Origin of the sequence: Pseudoroseomonas sp. WGS1072 (assembly GCF_049340465.1) — a bacterium.
Classification (GTDB): Bacteria; Pseudomonadota; Alphaproteobacteria; order Acetobacterales; family Acetobacteraceae; genus Pseudoroseomonas.
The window spans coordinates 2741809-2766580 of the sequence record NZ_JBMPSU010000001.1; the positions used below are offsets into that span (position 1 = coordinate 2741809).

The 24772-nt window shown below is 72.0% G+C and carries 20 protein-coding genes; 11 read left to right on the forward strand and 9 right to left on the reverse strand.

Going from position 1 to position 24772, the window contains the following annotated elements; translation table 11 throughout:
- Positions 1-82 precede the first annotated feature (82 nt).
- Entirely contained in the window at positions 83-2731 is a 2649-nt protein-coding gene (locus ACF3NH_RS12930) for a response regulator (RefSeq protein WP_422923324.1), read from the forward strand.
- Between the two features lie 36 nt (positions 2732-2767).
- Here ACF3NH_RS12930 and ACF3NH_RS12935 read toward each other — a convergent pair whose 3' ends face one another.
- The gene (locus ACF3NH_RS12935) at positions 2768-4207 is read right to left on the reverse strand and encodes an amidase (RefSeq protein WP_422923326.1); all 1440 of its coding nucleotides are present in this window, start codon (positions 4205-4207) and stop codon (positions 2768-2770) included.
- A 219-nt stretch (positions 4208-4426) separates the two neighbouring features.
- Between ACF3NH_RS12935 and poxB the strand changes: the two genes are divergently transcribed.
- The 7 genes from poxB (at position 4427) to ACF3NH_RS12970 (ending at position 12869) form a co-directional block, all read left to right on the forward strand.
- Positions 4427-6160, forward strand: a complete 1734-nt coding sequence (poxB, locus tag ACF3NH_RS12940) for a ubiquinone-dependent pyruvate dehydrogenase (RefSeq protein ID WP_198367404.1) — start codon at positions 4427-4429, stop codon at positions 6158-6160.
- Between the two features lie 16 nt (positions 6161-6176).
- Entirely contained in the window at positions 6177-7379 is a 1203-nt protein-coding gene (locus tag ACF3NH_RS12945) for a diaminopropionate ammonia-lyase (RefSeq protein WP_422923328.1), read from the forward strand.
- Between the two features lie 88 nt (positions 7380-7467).
- Positions 7468-8805 (forward strand): extracellular solute-binding protein, encoded by a 1338-nt coding sequence (locus ACF3NH_RS12950; RefSeq protein ID WP_422923330.1) that lies wholly within the window; start codon positions 7468-7470, stop codon positions 8803-8805.
- A gap of 68 nt (positions 8806-8873) precedes the next feature.
- Positions 8874-9758, forward strand: a complete 885-nt coding sequence (locus ACF3NH_RS12955) for a carbohydrate ABC transporter permease (RefSeq protein ID WP_422923332.1) — start codon at positions 8874-8876, stop codon at positions 9756-9758.
- 12 nt (positions 9759-9770) lie between these two features.
- Entirely contained in the window at positions 9771-10685 is a 915-nt protein-coding gene (locus tag ACF3NH_RS12960; RefSeq protein WP_422923334.1) for an ABC transporter permease subunit, read from the forward strand.
- A 3-nt stretch (positions 10686-10688) separates the two neighbouring features.
- On the forward strand, positions 10689-11816 hold the full coding sequence (locus ACF3NH_RS12965; protein ID WP_198367400.1) for an ABC transporter ATP-binding protein: 1128 nt from the start codon (positions 10689-10691) through the stop codon (positions 11814-11816).
- A gap of 51 nt (positions 11817-11867) precedes the next feature.
- Entirely contained in the window at positions 11868-12869 is a 1002-nt protein-coding gene (locus ACF3NH_RS12970) for a Bug family tripartite tricarboxylate transporter substrate binding protein (protein WP_370592048.1), read from the forward strand.
- 45 nt (positions 12870-12914) lie between these two features.
- Here the strand turns inward: ACF3NH_RS12970 and ACF3NH_RS12975 are convergent, their stop codons facing one another.
- Complete coding sequence (locus tag ACF3NH_RS12975) at positions 12915-14150, reverse strand: ABC transporter substrate-binding protein (RefSeq protein ID WP_422923337.1); 1236 nt, start codon at positions 14148-14150, stop codon at positions 12915-12917.
- A 168-nt stretch (positions 14151-14318) separates the two neighbouring features.
- Here ACF3NH_RS12975 and ACF3NH_RS12980 point away from each other — a divergent pair, with 168 nt between their 5' ends.
- From ACF3NH_RS12980 to ACF3NH_RS12990, 3 genes are read left to right on the forward strand one after another with little or no spacing between them, the layout of a single operon-like run.
- Positions 14319-15329, forward strand: coding sequence for an NAD(P)H-quinone oxidoreductase (locus ACF3NH_RS12980; protein WP_422923339.1), 1011 nt, complete (start codon positions 14319-14321; stop codon positions 15327-15329).
- Positions 15330-15336: 7 nt separating this feature from the next.
- Positions 15337-16200: a DMT family transporter gene (locus ACF3NH_RS12985; RefSeq protein WP_422923341.1), complete on the forward strand. Its 864-nt coding sequence runs from the start codon at positions 15337-15339 to the stop codon at positions 16198-16200.
- A gap of 10 nt (positions 16201-16210) precedes the next feature.
- Positions 16211-16978, forward strand: coding sequence for an alpha/beta fold hydrolase (locus ACF3NH_RS12990; RefSeq protein WP_422923343.1), 768 nt, complete (start codon positions 16211-16213; stop codon positions 16976-16978).
- 36 nt (positions 16979-17014) lie between these two features.
- Here ACF3NH_RS12990 and ACF3NH_RS12995 read toward each other — a convergent pair whose 3' ends face one another.
- From ACF3NH_RS12995 to ACF3NH_RS13025, 7 genes are all read right to left on the reverse strand, one after another.
- Positions 17015-19225 carry a molybdopterin cofactor-binding domain-containing protein gene (locus ACF3NH_RS12995; protein WP_422923345.1) on the reverse strand — a complete coding sequence of 737 codons (2211 nt, stop codon included), beginning with the start codon at positions 19223-19225 and terminating at the stop codon, positions 17015-17017.
- Positions 19222-20220 carry an FAD binding domain-containing protein gene (locus ACF3NH_RS13000; RefSeq protein ID WP_422923347.1) on the reverse strand — a complete coding sequence of 333 codons (999 nt, stop codon included), beginning with the start codon at positions 20218-20220 and terminating at the stop codon, positions 19222-19224. The genes ACF3NH_RS12995 and ACF3NH_RS13000 overlap by 4 nt, the downstream gene beginning before the upstream one ends.
- On the reverse strand, positions 20217-20819 hold the full coding sequence (paoA, locus tag ACF3NH_RS13005) for an aldehyde dehydrogenase iron-sulfur subunit PaoA (RefSeq protein ID WP_422923349.1): 603 nt from the start codon (positions 20817-20819) through the stop codon (positions 20217-20219). The genes ACF3NH_RS13000 and paoA overlap by 4 nt, the downstream gene beginning before the upstream one ends.
- 188 nt (positions 20820-21007) lie before the next feature.
- Positions 21008-21679 carry a DNA-3-methyladenine glycosylase family protein gene (locus ACF3NH_RS13010; RefSeq protein WP_422923351.1) on the reverse strand — a complete coding sequence of 224 codons (672 nt, stop codon included), beginning with the start codon at positions 21677-21679 and terminating at the stop codon, positions 21008-21010.
- Positions 21679-22956 carry a TRAP transporter large permease gene (locus ACF3NH_RS13015; protein ID WP_422923353.1) on the reverse strand — a complete coding sequence of 426 codons (1278 nt, stop codon included), beginning with the start codon at positions 22954-22956 and terminating at the stop codon, positions 21679-21681. The genes ACF3NH_RS13010 and ACF3NH_RS13015 overlap by 1 nt, the downstream gene beginning before the upstream one ends.
- Positions 22953-23531 (reverse strand): TRAP transporter small permease, encoded by a 579-nt coding sequence (locus ACF3NH_RS13020; RefSeq protein WP_198367390.1) that lies wholly within the window; start codon positions 23529-23531, stop codon positions 22953-22955. The genes ACF3NH_RS13015 and ACF3NH_RS13020 overlap by 4 nt, the downstream gene beginning before the upstream one ends.
- 115 nt (positions 23532-23646) lie before the next feature.
- Complete coding sequence (locus ACF3NH_RS13025; RefSeq protein WP_422923356.1) at positions 23647-24630, reverse strand: TRAP transporter substrate-binding protein; 984 nt, start codon at positions 24628-24630, stop codon at positions 23647-23649.
- Positions 24631-24772: the final 142 nt, after the last annotated feature.

Consider the following 24772-nt stretch of genomic DNA (forward strand, 5'->3'; position numbering starts at 1 on the left):
GGGTGGCGGGAAGGCATGGACGCCCCGGCGCCGGAACGGCAAGATGCGGCCGGCCGGTTCGACCGCCCAACGGGAGACAGCCATGCAGCTTCGGCGGCGCCTGCCGGTTCTGGCCTGCGCGGTGGCGCTTCTGGGCCTCTCGCTCAGCGCCCTGCTCATGGCGCAGTGGAGCGAACAGCTCCGGGACATGCGGGAGGCCCACCGGCGCAGCTTCCGTGCCGCCGACGTGGCGCGTTCCCTGTGGTCCGACCTGCACGATGCCGAGACCAGCCTGCGCGGCTTCATCCTGACCGAACGGGCCGGCGACCTCGGCGACTACGAGGCGGCGATGAGGCGGATCCCGCCCCGCCTGGCGGAGCTCCGTCGGATGGAGCCGCTCAGCCCGCGCGAACGCAGCCTGGTGGCGCGGCTGGAGGAATGGACCGATCTGCGGCAGGATGCCCTGACCCACAGCCTCGCCATCGTCCGCCGGGATGGCTTCGAGGCCGCGCGCGCCAGGATGCAGCAGGATGACGGGCGCGAGGGCACGCAGGCCATCCAGTCCCTGATCGACGAGCTGCTGGCGACCCGGCGGGCGGAGCTGGAGAGGAGCAGCGCGCTTACCGAGGCGGGCGACCGGCGCAATCTGCTCCTGGGCGTGGTGGCCTTCCTGATGGCCGCGGCGATCATCCTGGGCGGAGGCCTGCTGATGATGCGCGGCAACCGGCGGCTTCGCCTCGCCGAGGCGGCGCTCGATGCCAAGAGCGCGGTGCTGCAATCGACGCTGGAGAGCAGCCAGGAAGGCATTCTCGCCTTCGATGCGGGGGACGCGCTGGTCGCCTGGAACCGGCGCTGCGCCGAACTGCTGGACCTGCCGGCCGGGCTGATGCGCGCCGGCACGCCCCGCGCCGCCTTCGAGGCTCTGGAACTGGGGCGCGGCGCCGGCGCGTCCGGGATCTTCCTGGCGGGGGAGGGCCGGGCCGGGCCCCTGGTGGCGCGCCGGGGCGAGCGGATCCTGGAGGTGTATCGCAATCCGATGCCGGAGAGGGGATTCGTCCTGACCTGCATCGACGTGACGCGGCGGGAGCGGGAGGAGGAGCGCGCCCGCCAGGTGCAGCGGATGGAGGCGATCGGCCAGCTCACCGGCGGGATCGCGCACGACTTCAACAACCTGCTGCAGGTGATCAGCACCAACCTCGATCTGCTGGCGATGCAGATCGGCGGCAGCGAGACGGCGCGCCGGCAGCTGCGCCATGCCCGCTCCGGTACCGAGCGCGGCGCGCAGCTCACCCGGCAACTCCTGGCCTTCGCCCGGCGGCAGCCGCTGGCGCCGCGCGTCCTGCATCTCGGACGGCTGGTGGAGGAGACCGCCGAACTGCTGCGCCGCACCCTCGGCGAACGCATCGCCGTGGAGACGCGGGTGGCGCCGGACCTCTGGACAACGCGGATCGACCCGGCGCAGCTCGAGAACGCGCTGCTCAACCTCGCCATCAACGCGCGCGACGCCATGCCGGAGGGAGGCCGTCTGGTCCTGTTGCTGGCCAATGCCACGGCGGAGGAGATCCGCGGCCGGGAGCGCGCGGATCCGCCGGCGGGCGATCACGTGCTGCTCGCGGTCGAGGACAATGGCATCGGCATGGGGCCGGAGGTGCTGGCGCGTGTCTTCGAGCCATTCTTCACGACCAAGTCGGAGGGGCACGGCACGGGGCTCGGCCTGCCGCAGGTCTATGGCTTCGTGCGGCAGTCCGGCGGCCATGTGCGGATCCACAGCGCGCCGGGACACGGCACGGCGGTCCGGCTCTATCTTCCGCGCAGCCTGTCGGCGGCCGATCCGGAGGCACCGCCGGAGGAGGCGGCGCCCGCGCCGAGCGGCCAGGGCACCATCCTGGTGGTCGAGGACGATGCCGAGGTGCGCGAGGCGGTGGTCGACATGCTGCGGCATCTCGGCTACCGGGTGCTGAAGGCGGAGGACGCCGCGGCCGCGCTGACCGTCCTGTCGAGCGGGCTGCATGTCGACCTGCTGCTGACCGATGTGATCATGCCCGGGCCGATCCGCACGCCGGAACTGGTGCGCCGGGCCTGCGAAATGATGCCGAGGCTGAAGGTGCTCTATACGTCAGGCTATATCGCGGACGCGCTCATTCATGACGGCAGGCTGGACCCCGGCGTGCAGTTGCTGAGCAAGCCCTATCGCCAGGAGGATCTGGCGCGGCACCTCCGCCGCGCCCTTCCCGGCGGTCCATCCGAAGGGCCGCCGGGGGAGCCGCCGAAGGAGCCGTCTGAAGAGCCGTCGCCGCAGCTGGCCGCGCCGGCCGGCCGGGCGGGCGGCGCCGCGCCGGCGGGCGAGGCCGGTCAGGCCGAGGGCTGGCCCGAGGGCGAGGTCGTGCTGCTGGTCGAGGACGATCCGCTGATCCGCATGAACCTGGCGCAGATGGCCGAGCTCTTCGGCCTGGTGCCGGAGGAGGCGGATCGCGGCGAGACGGCGCTGGCCTGGCTGCGCAGCCACCCGGCGCCCGCCGTCCTGGTCACCGATCTCAGCCTGCCGGGCATGAGCGGGCTGGCGCTGGCCAGCGCGGCCAGGGCGCTGCATCCCGCGCTGCCGGTGGTGCTGGCCAGCGGCCACGCCGAAAGCTCGATCGACCTGCCTCCGGAGCTGCGCGGGGGCCTGGTCTTCCTGGCCAAGCCCTTCGCCATGCACGAGCTGGAGGCGGCGCTCCGGGAGGCCTGCCGCAAGGCCACCGCGATGCACTGAGGCGGTCCGGCGGACCGCCTCCCGGCGCCGGGACCGTCAATGATGGTGGTGATGACCGGCGCAGGCCTGCGCCTCCGGCCGGGCGACGGGCGGGGCGGTGGCCAGTTCCAGCACCCGCGCGGCCCGCAGGCAGAGATCGTCGCGCAGCTGCGCCGCGGCGATCTGCACCCCGCGCGGCATGCCCGCCTCGTCCAGGCCGAAGGGCACGGTGATCGCGGGCTGCCGCGTCAGGTTGAAGGTCAGCGTCCACGGCGCCCAGTCGCGCCACAGCGCCTCGGCCGGCTTCACGGTCGGCGCGTCGGCATCGAAGGCGGCGGTCGGCGTGGTCGGGCAGAGCAGCAGGTCGTAGCGCTGGTGGAAGCGCGCCATGGCGTGGGCCGCCTCGGCCCGCAGCGCCTCCGCCGCCATGAGGTCGAGGGCGGACAGGCCGGCCTCGCGCCCCGCCACCTCCAGCAGGCCGGGATCGAGCAGGGCGCGTTTCTCGGGGGCCGTCGCGGCGACCTGCCGCGCCAGGGCGGCGCCCCGGATCCGCCCGAAGGCCGCCCGAGTGTCCGGCAGGTCGGGGTCGGCATCCTCGACCAGGGCGCCCTGTTCCGAGAGCAGGCGCGCCGCCGCCAGCACCGCCGCCTCGCCCTCGGCATCGACCGGCGGCGCGGCGCCGAGCCGGCGCACCACGGCGACCCGCAGCCCGGCCACGCCCCGCTCGATCCCCTCGCGCCAGTCGCGCGGCTCCTCGTGCAGGCAGAAGGGATCGCGGAGGTCCGGCTGCGCCATGGCGGACAGCATCAGCGCCGCATCGCGCACCGAGCGGGTCATCGGCCCGGCACAGGAGAGCTGGCCGAAGCCGCCGGGGAAGAGGTCCTGCGGCCATTGCGGCACACGGCCGTGGCTCGGCTTCAGGCCGACGAGCCCGCAATAGGCGGCCGGGATGCGGATCGAGCCGCCGGCATCGGTGCCGGCATGCAGCGGCCCGAAGCCGGCCGCGCCCGCCGCCCCCGCGCCGGAGGAGGACCCCCCCACCGTGCGCTGCGGATTCCAGACGTTGCGGGTGATGCCGTGGAGCGGGCTGTCCCCCGGCGTCTTCCAGCCGAACTCGGTGGTGGTGGTCTTGCCGAAGATGACGGCGCCGGCCGCCTTCAGCCCGGTCACGGCCGGGGCGTCCCCGGCGGCGGGCCGGGGGTCCGTGGTCTTGCTGCCGCGCCGGGTCGGGAAGCCCTGAAGGTCCATCACGTCCTTGACCGTGACCGGTACGCCGTCGAGCGGCCCGATCGGCCGGCCGGCGGCCCAGCGCGCCGCCGACTCCCCCGCCTGGGCCAGGGCGCGCGGGTTCAGCACGGCGAAGGCATTGACCCAGGGGTTGTAGCGGGCCACGCGCTCGAGCACCGCCTGCAGCGCCTCCACCGGCGAGAGGCGGCGGCGGGCATAGAGGTCGAGGAGCTGCTCGGCCGTCATCAGGGCCGGATCGGTATCGGACATCGGGGACTTCCGCTTCCTGCTTCGGCGCCGGTTCTGGGCCAGCGGCCAGGGTGGCGCAACCGCCGCCCGGTGCCACCCAGGACTGCCCGGCGGGAGGGGCGGCCCGCGCCGATCCAGGCCGCAGGATGTGCATGCTGCATTGCAGCAACGCCTGCCGGCCATGCAAACGCGGGGACGCCGGCGGCGTTGGCTGGAAGGTCCTCTCAGGGAGTGCATGCCATGGCTCAGCCGACCGTCGCCGACATCTTCGCCGAGACCCTCGCCACCGCCGGGGTGGAGCGCATCTATGGCGTGGTGGGAGACAGCCTCAACGCGCTGACGGAGTCGCTGCGGGCGCAGGGGCGCATCGACTGGGTGCATGTGCGGCACGAGGAGGCGGCGGCCTTTGCGGCGGGGGCGGAATCCCAGCTCACCGGCCGGCTGGCGGTCTGCGCCGGCTCCTGCGGGCCGGGCAATCTGCACCTGATCAACGGCCTCTACGACGCGCACCGCTCGCGCACCCCCGTGCTCGCCATCGCCGCGCAGATCCCGAGCCCCGAGATCGGCTCGGGCTACTTCCAGGAGACCCGGCCCGAGGCGCTGTTCCGCGAGTGCAGCGTCTATTGCGAGACCGTCTCCGATGTCTCGCAGATGCCGCGCACCCTGGAGCTGGCCATCCGCGCCGCCGTCGGCCGGCGCGGCGTCGCCGTGGTCGCGATGCCGGGGGATGTGGCGATGCGGGCCGCGGCGGCCCCGGCGCGCGCGACCGCCGAGGCGCTGCTGCCGCCGGCGCCCCTGTCGCGCCCCGGGGAGACCGACCTCGACCGCCTGGCCGACCTGCTGAACGGCGCTGGCAAGGTGACGCTGCTCTGCGGCCGGGGCTGTCAGGGCGCGCATGCCGAGTTGCTGCAACTGGCCGAGGCGCTGAAGGCGCCCATCGTGCATGCGCTGGGCGGCAAGGACTTCGTCGAATACGACAATCCCTACGATGTCGGCATGACCGGGCTGATCGGCTTCTCCTCCGGCTACCACGCCATGATGGGCTGCGACGCCCTGCTGATGCTCGGCACCGACTTTCCCTACCGCCAGTTCTACCCGGAGGATGCCCGGGTGGCGCAGATCGACCTGCGGCCGGAGAATCTGGGCCGGCGCACGCGGATCGACCTCGGCCTCGTCGGCGATGTCGGCGCCACGCTGCGGGCGCTGCTGCCGCGGCTCGCCGTGAAGCAGGACCGCCGCTACCTCGACGCCTGCCTGAAGCACTACCGCAAGGCGCGCGAGGAGCTGGACGAGCTGGCCCAGGGCAGCGCCGGCAGGCCGCCGATCCACCCCCAGCACCTGGCGCGGGTGCTGAGCGAGCAGGCCGCGGAGGATGCGGTCTTCACGGCCGATGTCGGCACGCCCACCGTCTGGGCGGCGCGCTATCTCCGCATGAACGGCCACCGGCGCCTGCTCGGCTCCTTCGTGCACGGCTCGATGGCCAATGCCCTGCCGCAGGCGATCGGCGCGCAGGCGGCCTTTCCCGGCCGGCAGGTGGTGACGCTCTCGGGCGATGGCGGCTTCGCCATGATGCTGGGCGATTTCCTGACGCTGGCGCAGGAGAGGCTGCCGGTGAAGGTGGTGGTGTTCAACAACGGCTCGCTGGGCTTCGTCGAGCTCGAGATGAAGGCGGCGGGCCTGCTGGAGACGGGGGTGGAACTGGTCAATCCGGACTTCGCCGCCATGGCGCGCGGCGCCGGCGCCTTCGCCCTTCGGGTCGAGGATCCGGGCGCGCTGGAGGATGCCGTCCGATCCGTGCTGGCGCATCCGGGCCCGGCGCTGCTGGACGTGGTGGTGAACCGTCAGGAGCTGACCATGCCGCCCAAGCTGACCCTGGAGCAGATGAAGGGCTTCAGCCTCTACACCGCGCGGGCCGTCATGAATGGCCGGGGCGACGCCGTGATGGAACTGGTGCGGACCAACCTGTTCCGCTGAGGCGGCGTGGACGGCGGTGCGCGATACCGGCAGACTGGCCGGCATCATGATCGCCCAGCATCCCTTCCGCCTGTTCCTGAACCCCAACCCCGGCACGCCGGGCGTGGTGGTCCTGCCCGAGAGCGGCTTCCGCCGCGCCGCCGCCGAGATCTCGGCCTGGCCCGGCTATGCCGTGACGCCGCTGCGCGCGCTCGACGCCATCGCGCGGCAGGCAGGGCTCGCCGCGGTGCATTACAAGGACGAGGGCGGGCGCTTCGGCCTGGGCAGCTTCAAGGCCCTGGGCGGCGCCTATGCCGTGGCGCGGCTCCTGGTGTCGGGGCTGGCGCGGCGCGGCGTGGCGCAATCGGCCAGCGTGGCGGACCTCATGGCGGGGCGGCATGCCGGCGCGGCGGCGGACGTCACCGTGACCTGCGCCACCGATGGGAATCACGGCCGCTCGGTCGCCTGGGGCGCGCAGCGCTGCGGCGCCCGCTGTGTCATCTTCGTGCACGAGGCGGTCAGTCCGGGCCGGCGCGAGGCCATCGCCGCCTACGGCGCCGAGATTCGCGTGGTGCCGGGCAACTACGACGACGCCGTGCGCGTGGCGGCGGAGACGGCGGAGCGGGAGGGCTGGTTCGTCGTCTCCGACACCTCCTACCCCGGCTATACCGAGGTTCCGCGCGACGTCATGCAGGGCTACCGGCTGATGGCCGAGGAGGCCATGGCGGCGCTGCCCGCCCCGCCCACGCACATCTTCATCCAGGGCGGCGTCGGCGGCGTGGCGGCGGCGGTCTCCGCCCAGGCCCGCGCCCGGTACGGCGAGGCGGTGCCGCGCCTGGTCGTGGTCGAGCCGGAGCAGGCCGCCTGCCTGCTAGCCAGCGCCGAGGCTGGCCGTCCGTCCACCGTCACCGGAGACCTGCACACGCTGATGGCCGGGCTGGCCTGCGGCGAGCCGAGCCTGCTCGCCTGGCAGGAGCTGGAGCGGGCGGCCTTCGCCTTCATGGCTGTGCCGGACGCGGCGGCGGTGGATGGCATGCGGCTGCTGGCGCGCCAGTCGCCGCCCGTGGTGGCGGGGGAGAGCGCCGTCGCCGGCCTGGCCGGCCTGCTGCTGGCGGTGGCCGACCCCGCGGCGCGCGACGCGCTGGGCCTCTCCGCCGACAGCCGCGTGCTGCTGTTCGGCACCGAGGGCGCCACCGATCCGGCGCTTTACACGGAGTTGGTCGGCACGCCGCCCGGCTGAGTGTCTCCAGAGCGTCACGCAACCGAAAAGCCTCTGTCACCCGAAGCCGTTAAGTCCCGCCCCCGATCTGGAGAAGGGGAGCGGGATCATGCATTTCCGCAGGACGGCGCTGATCGCCGCGATGGCCATCGCTCTCGGCGCCACGGGCGCTGAGGCGCAGGAGCAGCGGCAGAAGTTCAACTGGTGGTACGGGCTCTCCGGCCAGCTCGGCGAGGTGATGCAGCAGTACTGCCGGAACTTCAACGCCTCGCAGACCGAGTTCGAGATCGTCTGCACCGGCCAGGGCGAGTATCAGGACGCGCTGCAGAACACCATCGCGGCCTTCCGCGCCAAGGCGCACCCGACCATCGTGCAGGTCTATGACGTCGGCACGACCGACCTGATGCTCTCCGGCCAGTACGTGCCGGCGCGCGAGCTGATGGCCCAGAACGGCTACACGGTGAAGTGGGACAACTATATCTCCTCGATCGGCAACTACTACGCCACCAGCAAGGGGGAGATGCTGAGCTTCCCCTTCAATTCCTCCACCGCCGTCATGTACTGGAACCGCGACGCCTATCGCGCCGTCGGGCAGGAGGCGCCGCCCGCCACCTGGCAGCAGGTCGAGCGCGCGGTGCGCGCGCTGAAGGCAGAGGGCCATGCCTGCCCGATGGCGATCGACTTCGATTCCTGGCAGCACTGGGAACAGTTCAACGCCATCCACAATCTGCCGATGGCGACGAAGGGCAACGGCTTCGGCGGGCTCGACGCCGAGATCAGGATCGCCCCGCTGTTCCGCCAGCACGCCAACACCCTGTACAACTGGTACAAGGAAGGGCTGATCCAGGTCCGCACCCGGCAGGGTGGCCGCAACCTGCCGGAGAGCTTCGCCTCGGGTGACTGCGCGATGATGATGTCCTCCATCGCCAACCACGCCGCGATCACCCGGACGCAGAAGCAGGGGCTGGACTGGACCCCGGCCATGCTGCCGCTCTACGAGGGCCACAGCCGCACCAACAGCATGGTGGGCGGCGCCTCGCTCTGGGTCCTGAAGGGCTGCCCGGCGGAGGAGTACAAGGGCGCCGCCGCCTTCCTGAACTTCATCGCGCAGCCGCAGCAGGAACTCTTCATGGCGCAGAACACCGGCTACATCCCGGTGACGCGCGCCGGCTACGAGGGCATCAAGGCCAGCGGCTTCTATGACCGCCCCGAGAATCGCGGGCGCGACATCGCCGTCGAATCCCTGCTGGCGACCGAGCCCACCGAGAATTCGCGCGGCCTGCGCCTCGGCAACTTCATGCAGGTGCGTGCCCTCTACGCCAGCGAGATGCAGGCCGCCTTCGCCGGCCAGAAGACGGTGGACCAGGCGCTGGACGCCATCGAGAGCGAGGGCAACAAGCTGCTCCGCCGCTTCGAGCAGACCTATCGCGGCAAGAGCCTGCCCTGACGCCGCCGCCGCGCGGGGAGGCATCCCCCCGCGCGGCTCTCTCCTGACCCGATCGGGGATGATCTCGCTTGCAACGCCGCGCCACCTTCCGCTCGCCCTGGCTGCCCTGGATGTTGGTCCTGCCGCAGCTTCTCATCATCTTCGTCTTCTTCTACTGGCCGACCGGGGAGGCCTTTCAATGGGCCTTCACCCTGGAACAGCCCTGGGGCGGCGGCCGGGAATGGGTCGGCTGGCAGAACTTCGCCGAGGTCTTCTCGAGCCAGCACTACTGGTCCTCGGTGCGGGTCAGCATCCTCTACGCGGTGGCGACCTCGGCCCTGGCCATCGGCATTGGCCTGCTGCTGGCGCTCTTCGTCGACCGCGAGGTGGCGGGCAGCCGCGGCTGGCGCCTGGCGTTGATCTGGCCCTACGCCATCGCCGCGCCCGCCATCGGCATGATCTTCCGCTTCGTCTTCGATGCGCGCGCCGGCGTCTTCAGCCTGTTCAACGCCATGATGCCGGGCCTGTGGGACCCGTCGCTGAACGGCACGCATGCCCTGCTCATGCTGATCCTGGCCGGCGCCTGGCAGCTCGTCGCCTACAACTTCGTCTTCTTCCTGGCGGGTCTGCAATCCATCCCGCGCGGGCTGAACGAGGCGGCGGCGATGGACGGCGCCGGGCCGCTGCGGCGCATGCGCGACATCCAGATGCCGCTGCTGGCGCCGACCTTCTTCTTCCTCGTCATCATCAACCTGACCGACAGCTTCACCAACAGCTTCGGCCTGGTGGACATCATGACCGCCGGCGGTCCGGCCCGCGCGACCGACCTCATGGTCTACAAGATCTATTCCGACGGCTTCAAAGGCCTCGACTACTCGGGCGCGGCCGCGCAGAGCATCGTGCTGATGGGCCTGGTCGTCGCGCTCACCTTCATCCAGTTCCGCTTCGTCGAGCGGAAGATGCACTACCGCTGAAGGGGACGCATCATGGTTGAACGCCGCCCCTGGCTGGATCTGGCCACGCACCTGCTGCTGGCGCTCTCGGCGCTGTCGCTGCTGCTGCCGGTCTGGCTCGCCTTCGTCGCCGCCACGCATGACCTCGCCGGGGTCAACCGCATGCCGATCAACTGGCTGCCCGGCGCGCATCTCTGGGAGAATGTCGTGGCGGCCTGGGAGCGCGGCCACTTCGCCCAGCGCTTCCTGACCAGCCTCGGCGTCGCGCTCGGCGTCACCATCGGCAAGATCGCGCTCGCCATGCTGGCCGCCTTCGCCATCGTCTTCTTCGAATGGCGGGCGCGGATGGTGGTGTTCTGGATCATCTTCATCACGCTGATGCTGCCGCTCGAGGTCCGCATCGTGCCGACCTACGCGGTGGCGGCCAACGCGCTGCGGCCGTTCCAGGCGATCCTGGACGTGACCGGGCTGACCGGGCTGATCGAGGCCGTGGCCGGCATCCGCGTCAGCCTGGAATGGCAGATGCTGAACAGCACGGTGGGGCTTGTGCTGCCGCTTGTCGCGACCGCCACCGGCACCTTCCTCTACCGCCAGTTCTTCCTGACCATCCCGGAGGAGCTGGTGGAGGCCGCGAAGATGGATGGCGCGGGGCCGCTGCGCTTCCTGCGGGACGTGCTGATGCCGCTCTCGCGCACCACCATGGCCGCGCTCGCCACCATCCTCTTCGTCTATTCCTGGAACCAGTACCTCTGGCCGCTGCTGGTGACGACGGAGCCCGACCGCGCGACGGTGATGGTCGAGCTCGCGCGCATGGTGCCGCGCGGCGACAGCCTGCCGGAATGGAACATCGTCATGGCCGGCGCGCTGCTGGTCATGCTGCCGCCGCTCGCCATCGTCGTGCTCATGCAGCGATGGTTCGTGCGCGGCCTGGTGCAGACGGAGAAGTGAGACATGGCCGCCATCGAGTTCATCGCCGCGCGCAAGAGCTACGGCGCCAGCATCGCCATCCACGAGCTGGATCTCGTCCTGCCGCCCGGGGCCTTCACCGTCATCCTCGGCCCCTCGGGCTGCGGCAAGTCCACGCTGCTGCGCATGATCGCCGGGCTCGAGGGCATCAGCGGCGGCGAGTTGCGCATCGGCGGCGCGCGGATGAACGAGCGGGAGCCGAAGGACCGCGGCTGCGCCATGGTCTTCCAGAACTACGCGCTCTATCCGCACATGACGGTGGCGGAGAACATCGGCTATCCGCTGAAGGTGGGCGGCGTGCGGCGGGCCGAGCGGCAGGCGCGGGTGGCGGAGGCGGCGGCGGCGCTCGGCCTCGATGCGCTGCTCGATCGGCGGCCGGGCCAGCTCTCGGGCGGCCAGCGGCAGCGCGTGGCCATGGGCCGGGCCATGGTGCGCCGGCCGCGCGTCTTCCTCTATGACGAGCCGCTCTCCAACCTCGACGCCAAGCTCCGGGTGCAGATGCGGCTCGAGCTGCGCCGCCTGCACGAGCAGCTTGGCGCCACCTCGGTGCTGGTCACGCACGATCAGCAGGAGGCGATGACGCTCGCGGACCACCTGGTGGTGATGCGGGGCGGCCGGGTGGAGCAGGAGGGGCGCCCGCGCGAGGTCTATGCCGCGCCGGCCAGCCTCTTCGTCGCCGGCTTCCTGGGCACGCCGGCGATGAACCTTCTGCCGGGCGCGGTGACGCCGGACGGCGCCGGGCTCCGCCTGGAGGGGGGCGTGGTGGTGCCGCTGCCGCTTCGCCTGCCGGCCGGGCAGGCGGTGACCCTGGGCATCCGCCCCGAGCATGTGGGGGAGGGGGATCTGGAGGCCGAGGTGGCGCTGGTGGAGGATCTCGGCGCCAGCCTGCTGGTGCACGCGCGGCTGGCGGGCGGGGCGGCGATGGCCCTGCACCGGCCGGCGGAGCTGGCCCCGGCGCGGGGCGCCGCTTTGCGCCTGGGCTTCGACACCGCCCGCCTGCATTTCTTCGACAGCGGGAGCGGGCAGCGGATCGGCGGCGAGGGCGGCCGTGGCGCCTCGCCGGCGGGGGCAGGGGAGGCCGCGCGGCGGCCGGCGCTCCTGGCCACGACGTGACAGGCGTGCAAATATGGCAGCCTGTCTGAGAATATCCTGGGATCAGAACTGATGACGATGTCTCGCCGCACTCTCCTCGCCGCGGGCGCCGCCCTGACCGCGCCGCTGGCCATGCCCGCCCTGCTCCCCGGCACGGCGCGGGCGCAGGAGGCCTGGCCGAACCAGCCGATCCGCCTGGTGGTGCCCTTCTCGGCCGGCGGCCCGACCGACATCCCAGCCCGGCTGATCGCGGAGGAACTGTCGAAGACCCTGCCGCAACGCGTCATCGTCGAGAACCGCACCGGCGCCGGCACCGTGGTCGGCGCCGATGCCGTGGCCAAGGCCCCCAAGGACGGGCACACGCTGCTCTACACCACCATCGCCCAGGCGGCGATCCGCGCCATCTACCCGACGCTGCCCTTCGATCCGGTGAAGGACTTCGCGCCCGTCGCCATGGTCGGCACCATCCCGATGCTGATGATGGTGAACAAGGACGTGCCGGCGAAGACGCTGCAGGAACTGATCGAGCTGTTCCGCAAGAATCCCGGCGAGTTCGACTACGCCAGCACCGGCAACGGCGCCGCGCTGCATCTCGCGAGCGAGCTGTTCCTGAAGCAGGCCGGCGGGCTGAAGGTGAACCACATCCCCTATCGCGGCTCGGCCGCCGCCATGCCGGATCTGCTGAACGGCACGGTGGCGATGATGCTCGACGTGGCCAACAGCGCGCTGCCCTTCGTCCAGCGCGGCGAGGTGCGCGGCCTGGCCATCTCCTCCGCCGAGCGCATCCCGCAGCTGCCGGACATGCCGACCTTCAACGAGGCCGGCGTGCCGGGCTACGAGGCCTATACCTGGCACATGGTGCTGGCCCCGGCGGGCACGCCGCAGCCGATCGTCCAGCAGCTCAACGAGGTGATCAACAAGGTGATGGCGATGGACACGGTGAAGGCACGCCTCGCCGACCTGACCATGACCACCCGCAGCGACACCACGCCGCAGACCGCCGCGAAGTGGCTGACGGATGAGATCGCCAAGTGGGAGCCGATCATCAAGGAGGCCGGCATCAAGGCCGACTGAGCCTTTCCGCCGCCCTGGCCCCGCGGATGCCGGGGCGGCGCGCGCTCAGCCCAGTTCCGGCCGCGGGGCCGCGGCGGCGGCCTCGGCGGGAAAGACCGGCAGTAGCCGGCCGTGCTGCCACTGTGACAGCACCAGGGGCGCGCGCCGGTTCTGCCCGGCCTCATCGAAGGCCGCGCCCCAGCCGAAGGGGCCTTCCGCCGCGCTGATGTCGAGCGCCAGCACCGCCGCCCGGATGCGCCCCGCCTCCAGCGAGCCGGCCTGGTGCAGCGCCTCCAGGCAAAGCGTCGCCCCGGCGCAATTGGCCAGGCTGTGGCCGGAACGGGGCGGATGGCCGTAGGTGCCGGTATAGGCCTCGGCCAGCTCGCGCGCCGCCTCGCCGGCCGGCCCGGCCGCGGCATAAGGCGGCACGTCGGCGCTCATCACGCCCTCGAAGGCCCGGCCCATCGCCTGCGCGGTATCGGCGAGGCTGTATCCGGCCCCGGCGCCGATCACCATGGCCGGGCGCCACTGCGCCTCACGCATCGCGCGGAACAGCGTCAGCACCTCGCCGGCGGGCCCCGTGTGCACCAGGAAGCGGGCGTGGCCGGCGCGCAGCCGCTGCACCATCGCCGGCAGGTCCTGCCCGCCCGGCACATAGGGGAAGCGGCCCAGCAGTCCGGGCGCGCCGCGCAGCCCCGCCTCCTGCAGCCCGCCCACCGCCCGGCCGCAGAGGCCATCCTCGTGCAGCACCGCGATGCGCGGCTCGCCGCCCTCGCCGGGCCAGAGGGCCGGCACCAGCTGCGACACGGCGCGCAGCGACAGCAGGGCGAGGTCGCCGGCATGCGGGCAGGTGCGGAAGACATGGCGGAAGCCGCGCCCGGTGATGGAATCCGCCGTGGCGCCCAGCTCGAAATAGGGCATGCCCTGCAGCTCGGCCGCCTGGGTCGCGGCGGCGGAGAGGACCGACGCGCCGGTGCCGAAGATCGCCGCCACGCGCTCGGGGCCCGCGGCCGAGAGGCGCCGCACCGCCTCGCCGGCCTGCGCCGCGTCCGCCGCCTCCGCGCGCACCAGCCGCAGCGGCCGGCCCTGCACCCCGCCCAGGCGGTTGCGGGCCTCGACCGCCAGCTCCAGGCCGCGGAAGCTCTCATCGCCCAGAAGGGCGAAGGGGCCGGAGGAGGGATAGATGGCGCCGATCCGCAGCTCCGCCGCGGAAGCGCGTGCCTGCGCCCGCGCGGACCGGCGCGGCCATGCTCCGAGCGCGAGGGCAAGCCCCGGCAACATGCGGCGGCGGACTGGCGGCATGGACCCCTCCGGCAGGGCGGGCGGAGGCCCATGCTGGGGCCACCGCGCGCGCCGTGCAACAGCCGCGTGCCTTTTCGGTGACAGATGGTCCGCGCCGCTTGACGGAACCTCCCGTGGCGCCGACCCTCCGCCTCCGCAGGATGATATCTGCGCGAGGAAGGGACGCCGATGACGAAGCCGCCGCAGGAGATGACGTTCATCACCCATGGGGAGGGCGGCGGGCCCGAGGTGCTGGTTCCTGCGCGCGGCCCCCTGCCGCGGCCGGGGCCGGATGAGGTGCTGATCCGCGTGCTCGCGGCCGGGGTGAACCGGCCGGACGTGCAGCAGCGCAAGGGCCTCTATCCCCCGCCGCCCGGCGCCAGTCCGGTGATCGGCCTCGAGGTCGCCGGCGAGGTCGTCGCCGTGGGGGCCGAGGCGCGCCGCTACAAGCCGGGTGACCGGGTCTGCGCCCTGGCCAATGGCGGCGGCTATGCTGAGTACTGTACCGCGCCCGAGGCGCAGACCCTGCCCTGGCCGTCGGGGTTCGACGCCATCCGCGCGGCGGCGCTGCCGGAGACCTATTTCACCGTCTGGGCGAACCTGTTCGGCCATGGCCGGCTGAAGGCGGGCGAGACGGTGCTGATCCATGGCGGCACCTCCGGCATCGGCGTCACCGCCATCCAGCTCGCCAAGGCCTTCGGTGCGCGTGTCCTCGCCACGGCCGGCAGCGACGAGAAATGCGCCGCGATGCTGAAGCTCGGCGCCGATGCCGCGATCAACTACCGGACCCAGGACTTCCTCGAGGAGGTGCGCCGCCTGACCGACAAGGAGGGCGTGGACGTGCTGCTCGACATGGTCGGCGCCGCCTACTTCCAGCGCAACCTGCGCTGCATGGCGAAGGACGGCCGGCTGGTCATCATCGCCTTCCTGCAGGGACATGAGGCGGAGAAGGTGGACCTGCGGCCGATCATGCTGAAGCGCCTGACCGTGACCGGCAGCACCATGCGCCCGCGCACCACCGCCGAGAAGGGCGCGATCGCCGCCGAGCTGGAGACCAGGGTCTGGCCGCTGCTGGCGCGGGGCGAGAGCGGGCCGCTGATCCACAAGGTCTTCCCGCTCGCCGAGGCCGCGGCCGCGCATGCCCTGATGGAGAGCAGCACACACATCGGCAAGATCATGCTGGCGGTCGCCGACCACTGACCTGCGGATGCTCCGCCTCGCCGATCTCCGGCTCCTCCTCATCGCCGTCACCCTCTTCGGAGGCGCCTGGCCGATCACCAAGGCGGCGCTGGCGGATGCCACGCCGCTCTGGTTCGCGGTCTCCCGCACGCTGCTCGGCGCGCTGGTCGCCGGGGTGGCGCTGCTGATCCTGCGCCGGCTGCGCCTGCCGGCGCGGAGCGACTGGCCGGCGGTGCTGGCGGTTGGCCTGCTGCAGCTCGGCGGCTTCTTCGCGCTCAGCCATCTGGCCGTGGCGCTGGTTCCAGCCGGGCGGACCGCCGTGCTGGCCAATGTGACCATCTACTGGCTGGTGCCGCTCTCGGTCCTGGTGCTGCACGAGCAGATCTCGCCCGCGCGCTGGCTGGCGGCGGGGCTGGGGCTGGCCGGCGTCGCCGCCCTGGCGGGCCCCTGGGCGGTGGACTGGGGCGAGCCGGGCGTGCTCCTCGGCCACGGCATGCTCGTGCTGGCGGCGCTGCTCTGGTCCTGCGCCATCATCGTCACCCGCCGGGTGCCGCCCCGCGCGACCATGCTGGAGAACCTGCCCTGGTGCTTCCTGCTGGGCGGGACGGTCCTGGTGCCGATGGCGCTGCTGATGGAGCCGGGGGGCGGCATCGGCCCCGGCGCCTGGCCGCATGCGCTGGCCGTCGGCTGCATCGTCGCGCCGCTCGGCACCTGGGCGGTGATCGAGGCCGGCCGGCGGTTGCCGGGCGCGGTCTCCTCGGTGGGCTTCCTGCTGGCGCCGGCGATCGGCGTCATCGTCTCCACGCTCTGGCTGGGCGAGCCGTTGGGGATGGACGTGATCATCGGCGGGCTGCTGATCGGCAGCAGCGTGATCGTCGCCACGCGCGGGTGAGGGGGGAGCGATGCGGTTGCGGAGCGTCGGCATGGGAGAGGGCGGCACGCCTCTGGTCCTGCTGCACGGGCTGTTCGGGCAGGCGCAGAATTTCTCCGGGGTGCAGAGGGCGCTGGCGGCCTCGCGCCGCGTCCTGGCGCTGGACCTGCGCAACCATGGCGCCTCGCCGCACGATGCGGAGATGAGCTATCCCGCCATGGCCGCGGATGTGGCGGAGACCCTGGCGGCGGAAGGCGCCACCCCGGCCATTCTGCTCGGGCACTCCATGGGCGGCAAGGTGGCGATGACGCTGGCGCTGACCCGCCCGGACCTCGTCGCCCGGCTGGTCGTCGTGGACATCGCGCCGGTGGACTATCCACCGGCCTTCCGGCCCTATGCCGAGGCCATGCTGGCCCTGCCGCTGACCCCCGGCCTGACGCGGCGACAGGCGGATGCCGGCCTCGCGGCCGCCATTCCCAGTCCCGGCGTGCGGGGCTTCCTGCTGCAAAACCTGGACCTGGGCGGCGCCGTCCCGGCCTGGCGCAACGGCCTGGCGCAGACCGCCGCGGCGCTGTCCGTGATCGAGGCCGCGCCGCCCTGCTCCGACGGCGCCGGCTATCCCGGCCCGACGCTGATCATGGCGGGCGAGACCTCGGATTACATCCGCGCCGAGCACCGCCCCCTGTTCCGGACGCTGTTTCCGGCGGCGCGCTTCGCCACCGTGAAGGGCGCCGGTCACTGGGTCCATGCGGAGAGGCCGGAGGGCTTCCTCGCCGCGCTGGGCGCCTTCCTCGACTGAGAACCCGCCGGGCGCCGAGGCGGCCCGGCCGGCGCCTCAGGCCGCCGCGGCGGGCATCTCCCGCAGCAGCTTGTCGAGGGTCAGCGGATAGTCGCGCAGGCGCACGCCGGTCGCGTTGTACACCGCGTTGGCGACCGCCGCGCCGACGCCGCAGATGCCGAGCTCGCCGATGCCCTTCGCCTTGATGGGGGAAGATTTGTCGTCCTCCTCCTGCAGGAAGATCACGTCCATATGCGGGATGTCGGCATGCACCGGCACCTGGTACTCGGCCAGGTCGTGATTGATGAACAGGCCGTGCCGGCGGTCCACCACCGCCTCCTCCATCAGCGCCGCGCCGATGCCCATGGTCATGCCACCCAGGCACTGGCTGCGCGCCGTCTTGGGGTTCAGCACCCGGCCGGCGGCGGCGACGCTGAGCATGCGGCGGATGCGGATCTCCGCCGTGTCGGCATCCACCGCGACCTCGCAGAAATGCGCCCCGAAGCTCGCCTGGGCATACTTCTCGCTGAGGTCGCCAAACTCGATGCCGGCCTCGGCCACCAGCCCCTCGGCTCCGGCGATATCCGCCAGGGCGATGCGCCGGTTGCCGGCGCGGATCCCGCCATCCTCGAAGACGGCGTCATCGGCGTTGAAGCCGGCCTTGCGCGCGATCATGCCTCGCAGCTCCGCCGCCGCGGCGTAGACGCCGGCACCGGAGCTGTTCGCCCCCCAGGACCCGCCGGAGCCGGAGGCCTTCGGAAAGTCCGTGTCGCCCAGCCGCACCGTCACCGCCTCGAGCGGCAGGCCCAGCATCTCGGCCGCCACCTGCGCCAGGATGGTGTAGCTGCCGGTGCCGATATCGGTCATCTGCGTCTCGACGGTGAGTTGGCCCTGGCCGTCGAGGCGCAGCCGCGCCTGCGAGGGCTGCGCGAGGTTGGGCCGCACGGCGGCGGCGACGCCGAGGCCGATCCGCCAGCGCCCCTCGCGCCGCAGGCCCGGCGCGGTGCGCTTCTCCCAGCCGAAGCGTTCCGCGCCGACACGGAGGGATTCGACCAGCTTGCGGCTGGAGAAGGGCTTCGCCGGACCTTCCTCCGGAGCGTATCCGACGTCGTTGCGCACCCGCAGCTCGATGGGGTCCATGCCGAGCTTCTCGGCCAGCTCGTCCATGGCGCATTCCAGCGCCAGAAGGCCGACCGCCTCGCCGGGCGCCCGCATCGAGCCGGCGAAGGGAAGATCGAGCGTGGCGAGGCGGTTGCGCGTCATGCGGTTCTCGCCGGCATAGAGCAGGCGGGTCTGGCTGGAGGCCTCCTCGGCGGTGCCGCCGCTCTCCTGGTCGCCCGACCAGCTTTCATGCGCGATGGCGACGATCCGCCCGTCCTGCTCGGTGCCGATGCGGAGGCGCTGGATGGTCGCGGCGCGATGGGTCGTGTGGTTGAAGATCAGCGGCCGGCTGAGCGCCACCTTGACGGGCCGGCCGAGCAGCCGTGCCGCCAGGGCGGACAGAACGGCATCGGCATAGACCTCCAGCTTGGAGCCGAAGCCACCGCCGACATACCGGCTGACGACACGCAGCTTCTCCTGCGGCATCCTCAGCGTCGCGGCAACGCCTTCCTGCGCCCAGTGCATGATCTGGTGCGAGGTGAAGAGGGTCAGGGTGTCGCCCTCCCAGAGGGCCATGCTGGCATGGGGCTCCATCATCGCCTGCGACTGGTCGGGCGTCGTGTAGGTGACGTCGAGGGTCACCGGCGCCCGGGCGTAGCCGGCCTCGAAGTCGCCGACATCGGTGCGCGGTGGCGTCTGGCCGGACTCCGGCAGCTTGGCCTGGTCGCGCTCCTCGGCCAGGTCGTAATGCCCCGGTGCCGCGTCATAGGCGATGTCGATCAGCGCCGCGGCCGCGCGCGCTTCCTCCAGGCTCTCGGCGACGACGAGGGCGACGGCCTGGCCATAATGCAGGATCTCCGGCCCCTGGAGCTGCGGCGCCGCGTAGTCGCTGTCCTCGCCCTGCTCGGGCGCGTTCTCATGGGTCAGGACCAGCAGCACGCCCGGCGCGGCCTCCGCCGCGCGGCGGTCGATACGGGCGATGCGCCCCTTGCCGATGCTGGCGCCGAGGATCCAGCCATAGGCCGCGCCGGGCGCCTCCGCATGGTATTCATAGGCATAGGGCGCGCGGCCCGACACCTTCAGCGGCCCGTCGATGCGGTCGCGCGGCTGGCCGAGGACGCGGCCACGGTCGGACGGGTTGGGGCCGGCGGGCGTGTCGAACTTCATCGCTCTTCTCCTCGGCCCTGCCGGGCCTGCGCCAACACGCCGGCGAGGGTCCGCCGCAGCAACGGCAGCTTGTAGGCGTTCTGCCCGGTCGGACGGGCGCCCCGCAGCACCACCTCGGCGGCCGCCTCGGCATCCCCGCCATCGGCCAGCCGGTCCTCCGCCTCCGCGACGCGCCAGGGCTTGTGCGCGACGCCGCCGAAGGCGAGGCGCGCCGAGGCGATGCCACCCCCCGAGGCACCCTGGCCGGGATGGACCACGGCGGCCACCGACACGCTGGCGAAGGCATAGGAGGCGCGGTCGCGCACCTTCCGGTAGAGGTGGATGCCGCCCGCCGGCGGCGGCAGGGTCACGGCGGTGATGAACTCGCCATGCCGCAGCACGGTCTCGATCTCGGGCGTGTCTCCGGGCAGGGTATGGAAGTCGGCGATCGGGATCCGGCGGGCCGCGCCCTCGGCGTCGATGGTCTCCACCACGGCATCAAGCGCCCGCATGGCCACGGCCATGTCGGAGGGATGCGTCGCGATGCAGTGCTCACTGGTGCCCAGGATGCCGAGGTTGCGGCTGAAGCCGCCGATGGCGCCGCAGCCCGAACCCGGCCGCCGCTTGTTGCAGGGCATGGCCGGATCGTAGAAGTAGGGGCAACGGGTGCGCTGCAGCAGGTTGCCCGCGGTGGTCGCCTTGTTGCGCAACTGCCCCGAGGCGCCGGCGACAAGGGCGCGCGACAGCACGGCATAGTCGCGCCGGACGCGCGGATCGGCGGCCAGGTCGGTGTTGCGCACCAGCGCGCCGATCCGCAAGCCCCCTTCCGGAGTCTCCTCGATGCGGTCGAGGCCGAGTCGGTTGACATCGACCAGGTGCCTCGGCGCCTCGATCTCCAGCTTCATCAGGTCGAGCAGGTTGGTGCCGCCAGCGATGAAGCGGGCCTCGGGATTGCGGGCGACGGCGGCGGCGGCGGCGGCCGGGCTCTCCGCCCGCTCGTAGGTGAAGGCCCTCATGCGCCCTGTTCCTGGACTTCGCGGATGGCCTCGATGATGTTGGGATAGGCGGCGCAGCGGCAGATGTTCCCGCTCATGCGCTCGCGCAGCTCCGCCTCGCCGAATTCGATCCGCTCCAGATCCTCCGTGACATGGCTGGGAATGCCGGCCCGGATCTCCTCCAGCACCGCGATCGAGGAGCAGATCTGGCCGGGCGTGCAATAGCCGCACTGGAAGCCGTCGTGCCTGACGAAGGCGGCCTGCATCGGGTGCAGCGCCTCGGGCGTGCCGAGGCCCTCGATGGTGGTGACGCTGTCGCCCTCATGCATCACGGCGAGCGTCAGGCAGGCATTGATGCGGCGCCCGTTCACCAGCACCGTGCAGGCGCCGCACTGGCCGTGATCGCAGCCCTTCTTGCTGCCGGTCAGGCGCAGATGCTCGCGCAGCGCGTCCAGCAGGGTGACCCGTGGATCGAGCCGCAGGCTGCGTTCCTCGCCGTTCACCGTCAGGCGCAGGTCCAGGCGGGGCGCGGCGGCGGAGCCCGCCGCCATGGAGGCCTCGCTCGTCATCGCCGACCCCGGCGCCTGCCGGCGCGGCGCGGCATGCGCGTCATCGATCATGCTTCTCGTCCCTGTCTCGCGAAGGCCCGCGGGGCGCGGACCGCCACGCCATGGCGCGCCCGGGCGGGGGCGCGGTCCCTTGGCGGCGGGCTGACCTGGTGGCAGGCCGGGTCAGCGCCGATGCGAGCTATAAACCCTCATGCGGGACGAGGTTTCCGGCCGCCGGCCAGGTCGGCCCGGATCCCGGCTCAGATCGCGGCGGGTGCCTTGAAACGGCCGTCCTTGGCGAGATCGGCGGCGCGCCACAGATACCACGCGGCGGCCGAGCGGTACGGCGCCCAGGCCAGGCCGATCTCGGCCAGGGCCTTCGGCTTCGGCTGCGCCTCCAGCCCGGCGGCCAGGCGATAACCCTCGCGGACGCCGAAATCGTCCACCGGCAGGATGTCGGGCCGGCCGAGGGTGAAGATCAGCAGCATCTCCACCGTCCAGCGCCCCACGCCGCGCAGCGCCACCAGCCGCTGGATCAGCTCCTCATCCGACAGGCGCGCCGCGGCGGCGCGGCTCGGCACCAGGCCGCCCACGGACTTCAGCGCGATGTCACGGATCGCCGCCTGCTTGGCGCCCGAGAAGCCGCAGCCGCGGAGGGCGTCCTCGGGCAGGGCCAGCACGCCCTCGGCATGCGGGAAGTCCTGGCCGGGAAACAGCGCGATCAGGCGGTTCAGCATGGCTTCGGCGGCGCGGCCATGCACCTGCTGATGCGCGATCGCCCGCACCAGCGCCTCATAGGGCTCGCGCCGCAGCGGCTTCAGGGTCATGGCGCCGACCTGGCGGATCACCGGCCCGAGGACCGGGTCCGTGGCGAGGTGGGCGCGGGCGGCGCGGGGCGCCAGTCCGCGGGCCGGGCGGCTCGGCGGGCGCATCAGCGGAAGAACAGGGTGGGCAGGGCGGTGGTCAGCGCGGGCATGTAGGTGATCAGCATCAGGCAACAGAGGATCACGGCGATGAAGACGAAGAGATAGCGCATCATGACCTCGATGCCGCAACCCGCCACCTGCGCCGCGGCGAAGAGATTGACGCCGAAGGGCGGCGTGATCATGCCCAGCGCCAGATTGACCACCATGACGGTTCCGAAATGCACGCCGTCGATGCCGAGGCGCTGCGCCGCATCGGCCAGGATCGGCGCCAGCACGATGATGCTGGCGCTGGTCTCGACGAACATGCCGACGATGAAGAGGAAGACGTTGACGCCGAAGAGGAAGCTATTGCCGTTGTCGAAGGTCTCCACCAGCCAGGCGGCGGCGGCGTCCGGCACGCCCTGCCGGTTCAGCAGATAGGAGAACAGCGCCGCGCAGGCGATGATGAACAGGATCACCGAGGAGGAGATCACCGACTTGCGCAGGATCGGGTAGAGGTCGCGCCAGGACAGCTCGCGGTGCAGGAACATGCCGACCAGCACCGCGTAGAAGACCGCGACCACGCTCGCCTCGGTCGGCGTGGTCACGCCGCCATAGATGCCGCCCAGCACCACGACCGGCATGAGCAGGGCGAAGCCGGCCTGGCGGAGCGCGGCGAGGAAGGGCAGGCGGCCATCGCCGTCATGCTTGCCCCAGCCCTGGATGCGGCACCAGACCAGCACGGTGCCGACCAGCGCCATGGCCACCAGCGCTCCCGGCACGAAGCCCGCCAGGAACAGTTCGGGGATCGAGACCTGCGTGGCGACGCCGTAGAGAATCATCGGGATCGAGGGCGGGATGATGACGCCGAGTTCCGCCGCGGTGGCCTGCAGGGCGGCGGCGAAGCCGATCGGATAGCCGTGCCTGACCAGCGCCGGGATCATGATGGTGCCGATGGCGAAGGTGGTGGCGACGGAGGAGCCGCTGATCGCCGCGAAGATCATGCAGGTGACGATGCAGGTGGCGGGCAGGCCACCCTGCACGCCACCGACCATGGACTTGGCGAACTCGACCAGCCGGCGACTGATCCCGCCCACATCCATCAGGTTGCCGGCCAGGATGAAGAAGGGGATGGCGGCAAGAGGGAACCTGTCGAGCGCCACGAAGATCTGCTGCGCCGCCACGATCAGGGGGAAGCGCGTCCAGCCCTCGATGCCGATGATGGCGGCGAGGCCGATGGCCACGGCAACGGGAATGCCGATGGCGAAGCCGACGAGCATGACGCCGAGCATGGCGCTGGTCATACGGCGTTCTCCAACTCGGTCGAGCGGTGGTCCAGGAAATGCCCCAGCGCGCCCAGGATGGCGAGCAGGGCACCCGCCGGGATGGCGGCGTAGCCCCAGGACATCGGCACCTCGAGCCCGGCCATCTCCTGGAACCGCACGCGCAGCGCCATGCTCCAGCCGAACCAGAACAGCACGCCCATCAGCAGCCAGTTGGCGAAGAGCGCCACTGCCTGAAGCCCGCGCCGCAGCGCCCCATGGCTGTAGCGGTGCGCCACGTCGATGCTGACCAGGGCGCCGGCGCGCAGCGCCATGGCCAGGCCCAGCATGGCCATCCAGATCAGCGCCGTCCGCACCAGGGCCTCGCTCCAGATGGCCGGCGTCCCGGTCGCGAAGCGGGCGATGACCTGCCACAGCCCGGCGAAACAGGCGACGACCAGGGCCAGGCTGGCCAGGAGGGCGGCGAGCCCGATGCCGATCCGGTCGATCCTCAGGATCGCGCCGCGGGTCGCCGGGGCGGAGCGGCCGATCCAGAGGGCCAGCAGGGTTCCGAGGAAGCTGGCCACGCCGATGACCTGAAGGGGTATGCTGTTCACGTCCGCGCTGGTCCCGGGCGTGTCTGGATCGCCGCGTTCGGCTGGAGCATGGGTGGGGTCCCGGAGGATCATGGCGGAGGAGGCGGACCGCCCGGCGGCCGGGCGGCGCGGTCGGTCAGGGCTGCGGCTTCCAGTCGCGCAGGCGCTTCAGCAGCCCGGCGTCGAGATCCTTCTCGTACTGCGCGAAGGCGGTGGCGAGGGCGCCCTGGAACTGCTCGGTGTCGATGCGGGTCACCACCGTCATGCCGCGCCGGCGCAGCTCATCGATGCCACTCTGTTCATCGGTGCTGACCTTGGCGCGGTTGGCGTCGCGCGCCGCGCGGGCCGCGTCCATGAAGAGGGCCTTGTCCGCGGCATTGAGCCCGTTCCACAGCGCCGGCGAGCCGATCAGCAGGGCCGGCGAGTAGACATGGCCGGTCAGGGTCAGGAACTTCTGCACCTGGTTGATGTTGTTGGCGACGATGACCGGGATCGGATTCTCCTGGCCGTCCACCGTGCCCTGCTGCAGGGCCGGGATCAGCTCGGAGAAGGCCATCGGCGTCGGCAGCGCGCCCAGGGTGGAGAAGGCGCGCATGTGCACCTGGTTCTCCATGGTGCGGATCTTCAGGCCACGGATGTCGGCCGGGGTCTGGACCTCATGGCGGCTGTTGGTCAGATGCCGGAAGCCGTTCTCCATCCAGATGATGCCGACCAGCCCGCGGGCCGGGAACTTCGCCAGGATGTCCTGCCCGATCTGCGAGTCGAGCGCGCCGCGCGCATGGGCGTAGTCCCGGAACAGGAAGGGCACATCCACCGTCCGCACCTCGGGGACGAAGTTGCCGACGGGGCCGGTGGAGGTGATGGTCAGATCCAGCGTGCCGATCTGCACGCTCTCGATCATCTCGCGCTCATTGTCGTTGCGCTGGATGGTGACGCGGTAGCGGCCGTTGGAGGCCTTCTCCAGGCTCTCCTTGAAGGCCATGGCGCCGGCGCCGTAATGGCTGTTGGCGGTGGGCAGCGGGTGCTGCAGGGTCAACTGAGTCTGCGCCGCGGCCGGCGTGACGGCCGACAGCCCCGCGACGAGCCCGGCAGCGAGTGCCGCGCGGCGAATGATGCCCATGATCATGATCCTCCCTTGTCCCCGGTTCGCCCCGGACCGCCTTGGAGGTCCCTTCTAGGGGAGGCCCTGCCGCCTTTCAATCTGTTGCGGCGGAGCCGCGCGAATGATCTGATTGCTGCGGCACACGGGGTGGGGAAAGACG